Below are 12,412 nucleotides of genomic sequence, written 5' to 3' on the forward strand. Positions count from 1 at the left end.
CCGGCGCGGGCAGAAGAGGACCCCATCCATGTCTGTCCGTGCCGCGCGACTGCTGCTCGTGCTCGCCTGTGCCACGTCGCTGTCCGCCTGCTCGACGTATACGGGGGACACGCCGCTGCCGCCGCTGGGCGAGCCGGTCTCCGTCCCCTACGACGGCCCCTGGACTCCGCTGGAGGAAAAAGGCGAGTGGGTGGACCCCGGCCCCCTGGCCGAGTGCTCCGTGCTCTCCAGCACCACCGCCTCGTGTGGCACCGAGTCCTCCTTCGACCTGTCGCGCTGTGACGGCGCCTCGCTCGCGGGGCTGGAGCGCGAGGGCGCCATCTACCGCGCGGAGATTCGCTACGAGTTCCCCATGAGCACGGGCGGCGTGAATGTCGCCCCGGACAACGGCGGCTTCCAGCTCGACGCAGCCGGGCAGCCCCTGAGCGTCATGGGGCAGCCGGCCTCCTTGTCCCGCGTGGACACCGGGACGTTCATCGTCTCGTCCCAGCGGGCGGTCACCGGCAACACCACGGACCGCATCACCTTCGCCGGCTGCAAGGCGACAGGGCCGCGCACGCTCACCGGCTGCATGGCGACGTGCCGCAATGGCCAACTGCGCTACCGCGCCACCTTCCGCGCCGAGCGCATGACGTGGCGCGAGGGCGAGTCCGAGTCCTCCGGCCTCCAGCGCATCTCCGAGTCCCACGTGGACCGTGGCGTCCCCGTGGACGTGTACGTCACCAAGGGCCATGCCTACGTCGTCTCCGCTCCCAGGCAGGGACGGCCCGGCGGCCTCACCGTCTTCGACGTGCGCGACGCGCGCAACCCCGTGCAGCGCGTGTCGCTCGACCGGCCCAATGACTCGTACTGGAATGGCGTCTGGGCGAAGGACGACGCGCTCTACATCGCCAGCGGCGCCGCGGGCGTGCTCGTCTACGACATCACCGACCCCGCCAACCCCGCCTTCGTGCGCAGGGCCAACGTGCCCGGCATCGCAGGCACCCTCAACGTCCACACCGTGTTCGTGGAGGGGAGCCGGCTGTACGCCATGGCGCCCTCGATTCGCGAGACGCTCATCTTCGACATCACCCGTCCGCTCGAGCCCCAGCTCCTCATGGGCTACGCGTACCCCAACGGGCTGGGCTATCCGCATGACGCCTTCGCGTATGGCGGCCGGCTCTACATCAACCACACCGAGAACGGCTTCCTCGCCGTGGACGTGACGGGCACGACGCCGACGCTGCTGGGCAAGTACACCTACGGGTACTCGTACAGCCACGCCAACGCGGTGGGGACGTTCAATGGCCGCACCGTCGCGTTCGAGGGCGGCGAGACGCTCGGCGCGCACCTGCGCGTGCTGGACGTCACCAACCCCGCGGGCATCGCCAAGGTGGGCGAGTACAAGCTGCGGGGCCTCACCTCCATCCACAACATGGTGCTCGTGGGCACGCGCCTGTACGTCGCGTACTACCACGAGGGCGTGCGCGTGCTCGACGTGGCGGACCCCACGCAGCCCCGCGAGGTGGCGTACTTCAACACCTTCCGCGAGTCTGACGCGGCGCGCGCGGATGGCCTGTACGAAGGGGCCATTGGCATGCGCGTGCCCGGTGATGGACATATCTACGTGGTGGATACGTCGCGCGGACTGCTCCTCTTCGATGAGCCGTAGACAGCCGGCTTCCCGGCGGCGCACCGTCGCCCCTACACTGGGAGTCCTGGTGGCCCGTGGGCCGGCGCGGGCGCCACTCGGAGGATGTGTCGATGCTGCCTGCTCGCGCCGCGTGGACGGTCCTGCTTGCCTGCGCCGCGTCCGTGCTCGGATGCAGCCCCTCCGTGGAGCCGACCTGGGATGGAAACTACGTCCCGATGGAGGAGCGGGGAGACTGGGTGGACTCCGGCGCCCTCTCCACCTGTCGGGTGCTGGAAGACGCCTCCGTGCCCTGTGGCTCGCTGGAGTCCTTCGACCTGTCGGCGTGCAAGCGTCGCTCGCTGGAAGACCTGGAGCGCCGGGGCGTGTTCCGGGCGGAGCTGCGCTACGAGCCGGGGGGCGCCCCCCCGCAGTCCCGCCTTCCGGTCGCGCCCGCCGGCTTCAAGCTGGGAGTGACTGGAGCGCCGGAGCTCGTCATGGGGGCTCCGCCCGTGGCCGGCGTGTGGAACTCGCGGACGCTCTTCTTCTCCAGCCGCGACGGTGACGCGTTCTCCACCTTCGTGGGCTGCAACGCGGTGAACGAGCGCGTGCTCACCGGCTGCTTCTCCGTGTGCAGGAACGGCAAGCTGGAGGCGTCCGCCACCTTCCGCGCGGAGCGCATGAGCCGCTTCCAGGACGAGGACGAGTCCGGAGGTGGACTGAAGCTCCTCGCCGAGTCCTTCGTCGACCTGGGCATGCCCGTGGACGTGCTCGTCACGCAAGAGCATGCCTTCGTCATCTCGGAGAGCCGGCCGGGCCGCCCTGGAGGCCTCACCGTCTTCGACGTGAGCGACCGGCGCGCGCCCGTGGCCGTGGGACGGTTGAGCCCGGAGGGGAACGCGGACTGGAAGAACGCCACGCTCATGGGGGACACGCTCTACGTCGCCACGGACGCCGGCATCGCGGTGGTGGACATCACCGAGCCTTCACGGCCGGCCCTCGTGCGCACCGTGCCGGAGGGGGGCTTCCAGGTGAGCGGCGTGAGCGTGGAGGGTGAACGGCTCTACGCCACGGTGGAGGCGCCCGAGCGCGAGACGCTGGTGTTCGACATCTCCACGCCCCGCGAGCCGAGCCTGGTGGAGAACGTCACGCTGTCGGCCCGGAATGAGGACCGGCCCTCCGCGGGCCGTGGGGCCGTCACCCATCAGGGACGCCTCTATCTGAATCAGCAGCAGGATGGCTTCAAGGTCGCGGACATCAGCAACCCGAACCACCTGGCGCTGCTCGGGAAGTATACGTACCCGTATGGAAGCAGCGCCGCGAGCGCGGTGGGCACCTTCGCCGGCCGCGCCATCGCCTTCGAGCTGGGCCGGGGCCTGGGCGCGCGGCTGCGCGTGCTGGAGGCCAGCGAGCCGTCCGCCATCCAGAAGATTGGCGAGTACGGCCTGCGCCACGTCGTGTCCCCCCGCAACCTGGAGCTGCGGGGCAGCCGGCTGTACGTGACGTATCACCAGGAAGGACTGCGCGTGCTGGACGTGTCCATCCCCACGCGCGTGCGCGAGGTGGCCTGGTTCAACACGTACCGCGAGACGGACGACGGCCGGGGTGATGCGCTGGAGGAAGGCGCCACCGGGCTGCACGTGTCGGAGGACGGATACGTGTACGTGGTGGACACCGCGCGAGGGCTGCTCATCCTCGAGGAGCCGTGAGGCACCGCGGCGCTTTGCGGCGCCCGTGGTGACGCGGGTATACCGGTGGGACTTCGCGCGCCCACGGCCGGGGGGCGCGCTCCGTTGGGGGGATATCGTGTCGCGAACTCTGCGTGGGATGGGTGCGGCTGCCGCGGTCTGGGTGCTGGCGCTGGCCGGCTGTGGCTCTTCGGACGAGGACACGTCGAAGCCGTGGGACGGACGCTACACGGCGATGGAGGAGTGGGGGGATTGGATGGACACCGGCCCCTATGCGAGCTGCTCCGTGGCCAGTGCGGACCCATGCACCTCCTCCGTGGAGTCCTTCGATTTGTCCTCGTGCAAGCGCTCGACGCTCGGCGCGCTGGACCGCGAGGGCATCTACCGCACCAAGCTTCGCTACGAGCTCCCCAGTGAAGATGGGCTCAGCACCCTCGGCGCTGGCGGAGGCGGGAGTCTCCGGTTCGATGCGAACGGCAGGCCTTGGAGCGTCCAGGGATATTCGGCCGTCGACCCGCAGCTGGATGGCCAGACGTTCGTCGTCACGGGGCTCAAGCCTGGGACGTCCGGACTGGACTCCACGCGCTATACGCTCGCGGGCTGCGAGGCGCCCACGCCGTGGGTACTCACGGGGTGCTTCTCCTTCTGCTCCGGCGGCAGGCCCCTCTGGTCCGGCACCTTCCGCTCGGAGCGGATGACGTGGGGCCGCGCGGAGCGTGAGTCCTCGGGCGGGCTCAAGCCCGTCTCCGAGTCGCGGGTGGAGCTGGGCTTCCCCGTGGACCTCTACGTCGCGAAGGACCACGCGTACGTGGTGTCCGTCAACCTGCGCGGTACCGACGGCGGGCTCTCCGTGTTCGACGTGAGCGACCGGGCCCACCCCATCTTCAAGACGTCCATCAGCATGGCGGGGGACAACTACTGGAACGGGGTGTGGGCGAAGGGGAATGCGCTCTATGTCGCCAGCGCGGATACGGGCGTCGTCGTCTTCGACATCTCGAATCCCGGCGCGCCCGTCTTCCTGCGCAACCTTCCGGGCGGCCCGGCCATCAACGTGCACACGGTGCTGGTGGACGGGGACCGGCTCTATGCCATGTCACCGTCGCCCAACGCGGAGACGCTCATCTTCGACGTCTCCTCGCCCCTGGAGCCCCGGCTGCTGGGCAGACATGTGCTCGGGGTTCAGGGCTATCCGCATGACTCCTTCGCGTTTGGAGGACGGCTGTATGTCAGCCATGCGCAGGGCGGGTACCAGGTGGCCGACGTCAGCGACCCGACCCGGATTCAGCGTCTGGGTGGCTACACGTTCGAGAACAACTACGCCCACCACAGCGCGGTGGGCACCATCGCGGGCCAGACGATTGCCTTCGAGGGCGGAGAGCAGATGGGCGCCCACCTGCGCGTGCTGAAGGTGGATGACCCGGCGAACATCGTGAAGATTGGCGAGTTCAAGCTGCGCGACGTCGCGTCCATCCACAACATCCTCCTCAAGGACGAGCGGCTGTACGTCGCCTGGTACCACGAGGGCGTGCGCGTGCTGGACGTGTCCAACCCCACGCAGCCTCGGATGGTGGCCCACTTCAACACCTTCCGCGATACGGACTCGAACAGGTCCTCGGGCCTGTACGAGGGTGTCATCGGCATCCGCGTGCCGGGGGATGGGTACGTTTACGCCGTGGATGATGTGCGCGGGCTGTTCATCTTCAAGGAGCCGTAGCGCGGCGGAGGCGTCACCTCCGGGGGGCGGGGCTGGACTCCCGCGCCTTGAGCCGGGCCACCTCGGCTTTGAGCTGCTTCAGTTGCCGCTCTGCCACTTCGCGGCGCCGTGACTCTTCCTGGCGCTGCCGGGTCTCCTCCGCCAGTCGCTGCTGCGCGTCTTCGCGGAGCCGGGCTTCCTTCTTCAGGCTGCGCACCCGCTTCTTCGCGCGCCGTTGCAGCCCCTCCGTCAGCTTGTGCAGCTGGTCGATGAGCTCCGCCGACTCGGGAATCTGGACGTTGTTCTCGTAGAAACGCAGCCGGTCACCCTCGGCCTGGATCTCCAAGCCAAGCCGCTTCGAGGGCAGCCTCCCGTCCACCGGCTTGATGGGGACGTACTTCCCCGCTTTGGAGCTCGCCAGCCGGTATCCCCACAGCGTCTGCCTGCCACCGTCGTAGATGAAGTACTCGGGGATGCGCAGGCGGGCGTAGCGCGCCACGTTGCTCACCGCGTCCTTCTTGCGGGGACCACCCACGTGGACCTCGAACACGACATCGAGGCCCTTGCCCTCGGCACTCACCATCCACTTGTCGCGCACGTGCGACTCGGCATCCAACACGACCAGGAGGTCCGGTGCGAAGCGGCGCTCGTCGGGGTAGTAGACGGGCAGCTCGCACGCCAGGTAGACGCGGCGGCGCTCGCGGCCGAAGTGGCCTTTGAGCGTGTCTAGCGCGCGCACCTTGGGGAGGAAGTGCCGGTCTCCCTCCGGCGGAGACATCTCCGCGTCCGTCACCACGCCCGGAATAGCGGCGTACACCCGAGCCTGCTCCTCGGGCGACATCGCGTCCCACTCCGCCTGGGAGGGAGCGCGGGGATATTTGTCTCTGCGTTTCCCCGAATTGACCCTCATGGGAGGAGCGTGCGGCATCCTACCCTGGAGGTCAATTCCCCGCCGTGTGACTGTCTCCCTCTCGACCTGCTCGCCCGCGACTTCCTCCGTCCTCGCTTCCGCCATGCGCGCTCCCGCCCTGCTCCCGTCCTTGTGGAGCGACGAGGCAGAGCAAGAGGTGGGCCGAGGTGCGTACCTGCTGGGTCGCGAGCGCGGTGCGGCGGCGATTGGGCGTTCGGGTGTTTCCAGATGGAGACGGCAGTCCACGTCGAGCTGGACGCCGAGTGCGGTCCTGACGTGATTGTCGGGGCTTCATGGAGGTCCGTACACTGCCGGGCATGTCAACGCATGGGGGGCGCTCGCGCCGCGTCGATGTGGTCATCCTGACGGCGATCCCGCTGGAGTACGAGGCGGCGCTTCAGGTGAGCGCGGGTGCAGTCGAGGGGAGCCAGTGGGAGGAGGAGCGACGCCCGAACGGCCTCCGGGTGTCGTTCCGCTCGTTTCACGGCAAGAAGGGGGCTCGCCCGCTGCGTGTCGCGCTGGCGCTGGCAGGCGGCATGGGCGCGGTGGAAGCAACCTCCGCGTTACTGCCGCTGGTCGAGGAGTACCACCCGAGGTGCGTGGCGATGTGCGGCGTCTGCGCGGGACGCCCGGGGAAGACGAACCTGGGCGATGTCATCGCGCCTGACAGGCTGTTCTTCCATGACACGGGCAAGCTGCGCCCCGAGGGCACTCAGCAGGACCTCACGACTTACAACCTGCGCTACGACTGGAAGGAAGACCTCAAGCACTTCGACTTCCTCAAGCAGTTGAAGGGCGAGGCGTGGTGGAACAACCGTCCGGTGCCCTACGAGTGGCAGGAGAACTGGGCGCTGCTGAAGCTCCATGAAGGCGTTTCGAAGCCGTGGACGCTTCCGGAGTGCGAGCAGTACTGCCCTCACTGGGAGAAGATCGTCGACGCGCTCGTGAAGTCCGCCCACGTGTCCGACAGCGGGGAGCTCACCGACGAAGGACGCAAACGGGTCAAGGCGCTCCTGTTCCGGCACAAGGGGCGCCTCCCTGACCTTTCTCCCACGGGAGAGCTGTTCCCCTTCCGCGTCCACCTTGAGCCCATGGGCAGCGGCAGCCAGGTCATCGAGGATGTGGCCTATTGGGGCGAAGTGACTGAGTACATGCGCAAGGCGCTGGGGCTGGAGATGGAGGCCGCCGCAATCGGAGCGATGGCCTATACCCAGCCGCACCGGAAGCTCGATGCGTTGGTGATGAAGAGCGTGATGGACTTCGCCAACTCCGGGCGTGATGACCACTTCAAGAAGTACGCGGCCCGGACGTCGGCCGAGTGCCTGATGGCGTTCCTCCGCGAGCACCTCGACCCGGAGGTGGTCCCCGGAGTTGATGACCTTCTGAGCACGGGAAGCATCGGTGAGCCCCCTGAGAGCGCGCCTCCGTCGGCGCTCCTCAATGCGCACCATGAGGTCGTACCGTTCCATGGGCGAGAGCCCCTCCTCGCGGAACTCGACCAGTGGTGCGACGAGGGTCCCTCTGTCGCTGTTCGACTGCTTCATGCCGAGGGTGGGGCGGGCAAGACACGCGTAGCGATTGAGTGGATACGTCGGCGCAGGGAGCTGGGGTGGGCCGCTGGCTTTCTGCCGGAGAGCGTCTCCAGAAATGCCGCCCAGGACTGGCTCGAACAGCTCTGGTCACTTGGACAACCGTTACTGGTGGTGATCGACTACGCGGAGAGCCACCCGAGGCTGCACGAGATGCTCTCACGGCTGCACCGGTACGCGCAGCAGGGTGCGGAAGGGCTTCGCTCGATTCGTCTACTGCTGCTCGCACGGAACAACGGTGACTGGTGGAAGTCACTGCGCGAGCGGGACTCATCGCTGGCGACTTGGCTCGACTCGATGCCGGTGCGCCAGCTGCCGTCGCTCTCGAATTCCCTGGCCGACCGTGTCCTGGTGTTCCACGAAGCGGCGAAGAGGTTCGCCGAGAAGCTGAGCAAGACCTACGTGCGGCGGCCCGTGGAGACGCTCCTCGGCGACGAGTGCTTCAATCGCTTGCTCTACGTACACATGGCCGCGCTCGCGTCGGTAGAAGGATTGGCGTTCGAGCCGAACACGCTCATGGATGTCATCCTCGACCATGAAGAACACTTCTGGGAGGTGCGTGCTGGACAGGCGCACGTTGGGCACGCGGTGCAGCGATCACTGGCCCGCCAAGTGGTCGCCGCTGCCACGCTCCGAGGGGGGTTCCCGGAGAAGGAGGAGGCGGAGCTCGTGATCGGTAGGCTCCTACGGCGTCCTACGACCGAGAACGACGCGATCTTGTTGCGACTGCTCCACTGGGTCTACCAGCGCAGTGCTGAAAGTCCCGCACTCTTCCTGCCCCCTCTGGAACCAGACCTTCTCGGCGAAGCGATGGTGCTGCGAGTCGCTTCCTTCAGCCCTTCGTCTGACGAGCGCGTGCCTTCTGATTGGATAGACCGGGTCTTTTCGTCGAACGAGCGTGAGCAGGTCGTCGGAACGGGACTGAGGGTGCTGGGGCGTGTATCCGCGGTATCGCCTGCGTTGACGCGGCCGTGGATTGAACGATTCCTCGCGGGCTCACTGCTCGACGCGCGCGCAGTTCTCACACTGGAGGCTGCGCTGGCTGTTGGACAGCGAACCGCCTTCTCCGTGCTGGGTGACGTTCTGGCTGACAGGCTTGAAGTGGCGGGCACCATCGAACAAGCGCGCCGACTTGACGCAGTGGGTATTCCTTTCCCCACGGTCTCGCTTGACCGGGTTGCCGAATGGACGGCCCGTATGCGTCTGCAGGTCCTTCCAACTCCGCCTAGCGACAAGGTAGGCGCTGAGCGAGCAGGGCTTCTTGGCAATTGGGGCACCAGACTGCGCGCGCTCGGCCGGCGGCGGGAGGCGCTGACGGCGACCGAGGAAGCCGTGTCACTCCATCGGGGCCTCGCGGCACGCAACCCGGACGCCTTCCAGCCCGCCCTAGCCATCAGCCTCAACAACCTGGGCTCCATGCTGAGCGCGCTGGGCCGGCGGCAGGAGGCGCTGACGGCGGTCGAGGAAGCCGTGTCTCTCTACCGGGTCCTCGCGGCACGCAACCCAGACGCCTTCCAGCCCGTCCTCGCCACAAGCCTCAACAACCTGGGCACCATGCTGAGTGCGCTGGGCCAGCGGCAAGCGGCGCTGACGGCGACCGAGGAAGCTGTGTCACTCCGCCGGGGCCTCGTGGCACGCAACCCGGACGCCTTCCAGGCCGACCGCGCAATGAGCGTCAACAACCTGGGCACCATGCTGAGTGCGCTGGGCCAGCGGCAAGCGGCGCTGACGGCGACCGAGGAAGCTGTGTCGCTCTACCGGAGCCTCGCGACGCGCAACCCGGACGCCTTCCAGCCCGACCTCGCCATGAGCCTCCACAACCTGGGCACCATGCTGAGTGCGCTGGGCCAGTGGAAGGAGGCGCTGACGGCGACCGAGGAAGCAGTATCACTCCGCCGGGGCCTCGCGGCGCGCAACCCGGACGCCTTCCAGCCCAACCTCGCCACCAGCCTCAACAACCTGGGCTCCATGCTGAGCGCGCTGGGCCAGCGGCAAGCGGCGCTGACGGCGATCGAGGAAGCCGTGTCTCTCTACCGGAGCCTAGTGGCACGCAACCCGGACGCCTTCCAGCCCGACCTCGCCATGAGCCTCCACAACCTGGGCGCCATGCTGAGTGCGCTGGGCCAGCGACAGGAGGCGCTGACAGCGACCGAGGAAGCCGTGTCGCTCTACAGGGTCCTCGCGGCACGCAACGCGGACGCCTTCCGGCCCAACCTCGCCACCAGCCTCAACAACCTGGGCACCATGCTGAGCGCGCTGGGCCAGCGACAAGCGGCGCTGACGGCGACCGAGGAAGCAGTATCACTCCGCCGGGGCCTCGCGGCACGCAACCCGGACGCCTTCCAGCCCGACCTCGCCATGAGCCTCCACAACCTGGGCACCATACAGAGCGCGCTGGGCCGGTGGCAGGAGGCGCTGACGGCGGTCGAGGAAGCCGTGTCGCTCTTCCGGGGCCTCGCGGCACGCAACCCGGACGCCTTCCAGCCCAACCTCGCCACCAGCCTCGACAACCTGGGCACCATGCTGAGCGCGCCGGGCCAGTGGAAGGAGGCGCTGACGGCGACCGAGGAAGCAGTATCACTCCGCCAGGGCCTCGCGGCACGCAACCCGGACGCCTTCCAGCCCGACCTCGCCACCAGCCTCAACAACCTGGGCAACAGGCTGAGCGACCTGGGCCGGCGGGAAGAGGCTGTTCTCGCAGTCATTGGAGCCATCGAGACGCTCTGGCCATTCTTCCTGCGCTTTCCAAAGCCCTTGGAGCACAACACCGGCGTCATGCTGGCTCACGTCAAGCAACTCCATGAGCATCTCCAGCGCCCGATTCCCTCCGAGCTCCAGGAGCGCATCGACACCTTCAAGCGCCTCACAAAATCGTGAGCCCCTGAAGCCCCTCACGTCTCGATACGGTTCCGCCCGTTCGCCTTGGCGCGGTACAGCCGCGCGTCCGCGATCTTCAGCAGTTCCTCCACCGAGGCACCGTCCGTCGATGACACGGAGATGCCCGCGCTGAACGTGATGTGGAAGGACTCGCCCGCGTCTCCTTCGAACGTCATCCCCGCGAGCTCCGCCGCCGTGCGTCCCAGAATCTCCTTCGCGCTCGCCGCCGTCTCTCCCAGCAGCGCCACCACGAACTCCTCGCCGCCCCACCGTCCTCGCACGTCCTCGCGACGGAACCTCGCCCCGAGCAGCCGACCCAGCCGCGTCAGCACCCGGTCTCCCGCCAGGTGCCCGAACTTGTCGTTCACCTGCTTGAAGTGGTCCACGTCCAGGAAGCACAGCGCCAGCGGCTTGCTCTGCCGCTGCGACTCGGCCAACCGCGCCCTCAACCCGTCGATGAACGGCCGCCTCAAGAGCAGCCCCGTCAGCGCATCCCGCTCCGCGCGTTCCTTCGACAGTCGCGCCCGCTCCAGCCTTGCCTGCACGCGCGCTCGCAGCTCCTCGCGCAGCACCGGCTTCGACAGGTAGTCGTCCGCCCCCGCCTGGAACGCCGCCAGCCGGAACTCCAGCCCCACGTGCGCCGTAATCAGCAGCACCGGCAGCTCCTGCCACTCCGGCGTGGAGCGCAGAATCCGGCACAAATCGAACCCGCTCGGCCCCGGCATCTGCACGTCCAGCAACAACAAATCAGGCCGGTGCTCCGCCAGCGCCTCCATCAACCCGTGCGCATCCCCCAGCCCCACCACCTCGATGTGGTCGCTCGCCAGCGCGTGCGTCAGCGCCGTAATCGCCTCCGGGTCGTCGTCCACCACCAACACCCGCGCGCGCTCCGGACGCCGCGCCGCCACCATCCGCTCCGCCGCCGCCGTGAAGTCCTGTGACGTGAAGGGCCTCGGCAGGAACAGCGACGCTCCCGCGTGCGCCGCCGCCACCCGGTCCTCCAGCGCCCCTCCCGCCCCCGTGAAGGCCAGCGGCAACATCCCCAGCCCCTCCTCCGCTCGCAGCGCGTGCGCCACCGTGATTCCGCCCAACGGGCCGTCCAGGTGCATGTGGACCAGCACCCCGTCCACCCACTGCCGACGTGCTACCGCGAGCGCCTCGTCCGCCGTGCGCGCCGTCAGCACCCGCACCACGTGCGCCTTCCCCAGCCGCTCCGCGTCCGCCAGCACCGCCGCGTCCGCGTCCACCACCAGCAGCACACCCTCCGTGGGCAGCAGCGGCCCCGGGGCCTTCACTGCGGGCGCCGGCTTCACCGACACCGCCGCCTTCGCCGCCAGCGCGTGGAAGGCCTCCTCCATCGCCCCCACGTCCAGCGCTCCACCCTCTCGCGCCGGCTTCAGCACCAGCTCCAGCCGGCCCGCCGCGGTGCTCACTTCCGCGTAGCCATAGCTGCCCGCCGTGCCGTGCAACTTGTGGACAACCGTGTACGCCTCATCCATCGCCGCCGTCTCACCCGCGCGCACCCGGCCCAGCAATGCCTCCAGCCCGGACACCTTCTCCCGCAGCTTCGCGCCGTACTCCGCATTCAGCGCGGCGAGGCTCGCGGCCAGGTCGTCCCCTACCGCCTCCACCTCTTCCAGCGCCTCCGGCGGCGGGGGCGGCGGGATGGATGCGAAGAGCTGCGCCACCCAGACGAGCAGCTCCTCCGGCCGGTACGGCTTGTGGATGATGCGCGCCACTCGCAACTGCCGCGTGAGCAGCTCGTGGCTCTTCAGGTCCTTCCAGAAGGCCGACGCGAAGAGGATGGGCAGGTCCGGCTGCGTCTTGCGCAGCTCGCGGATGAAGTCCGCGCCCGTCATCCCCGGCAGCAGGCCATCCACTATCGCCGCGTCCACCGGCACGCGCGCTATCACGGCCATGGCCTCGGCGGCGGTGCGCGCGGGCTCCACGCGGTAGCCCTTCTCCCGCAGGAAGGTGCATACCAGCGACTGCAAATCCTTGTCGTCCTCGAGGAACAGGAGCGTCCGAGTGCTGCTCATATGAAAC

6 protein-coding genes are annotated in these 12,412 nt (G+C 68.4%); 4 read left to right on the plus strand and 2 right to left on the minus strand.

The features are described 5' to 3' along the window. Positions 1 to 28: 28 nt before the first annotated feature. From G4D86_RS37460 to G4D86_RS37470, 3 genes are all read left to right on the plus strand, one after another. Entirely contained in the window at positions 29 to 1,651 is a 1,623-nt protein-coding gene (locus G4D86_RS37460) for an LVIVD repeat-containing protein (RefSeq protein WP_163999087.1), read from the plus strand. A 92-nt stretch (positions 1,652 to 1,743) separates the two neighbouring features. Continuing rightward, positions 1,744 to 3,318: an LVIVD repeat-containing protein gene (locus tag G4D86_RS37465; RefSeq protein ID WP_163999088.1), complete on the plus strand. Its 1,575-nt coding sequence runs from the start codon at positions 1,744 to 1,746 to the stop codon at positions 3,316 to 3,318. 97 nt (positions 3,319 to 3,415) lie between these two features. After that, positions 3,416 to 5,011, plus strand: coding sequence for an LVIVD repeat-containing protein (locus tag G4D86_RS37470; protein WP_240360681.1), 1,596 nt, complete (start codon positions 3,416 to 3,418; stop codon positions 5,009 to 5,011). A gap of 13 nt (positions 5,012 to 5,024) precedes the next feature. Here G4D86_RS37470 and G4D86_RS37475 read toward each other — a convergent pair whose 3' ends face one another. After that, complete coding sequence (locus G4D86_RS37475) at positions 5,025 to 5,831, minus strand: Uma2 family endonuclease (RefSeq protein WP_338050634.1); 807 nt, start codon at positions 5,829 to 5,831, stop codon at positions 5,025 to 5,027. Positions 5,832 to 6,193: 362 nt separating this feature from the next. Between G4D86_RS37475 and G4D86_RS37480 the strand changes: the two genes are divergently transcribed. Then, the gene (locus tag G4D86_RS37480) at positions 6,194 to 10,366 is read left to right on the plus strand and encodes a tetratricopeptide repeat protein (RefSeq protein WP_205520075.1); all 4,173 of its coding nucleotides are present in this window, start codon (positions 6,194 to 6,196) and stop codon (positions 10,364 to 10,366) included. Positions 10,367 to 10,380: 14 nt separating this feature from the next. Here G4D86_RS37480 and G4D86_RS37485 read toward each other — a convergent pair whose 3' ends face one another. Then, complete coding sequence (locus G4D86_RS37485) at positions 10,381 to 12,405, minus strand: response regulator (RefSeq protein ID WP_163999091.1); 2,025 nt, start codon at positions 12,403 to 12,405, stop codon at positions 10,381 to 10,383. Positions 12,406 to 12,412: the final 7 nt, after the last annotated feature.

The sequence above is a fragment of the Pyxidicoccus caerfyrddinensis genome (genome assembly GCF_010894405.1).
GTDB lineage: Bacteria > Myxococcota > Myxococcia > Myxococcales > Myxococcaceae > Myxococcus > Myxococcus caerfyrddinensis.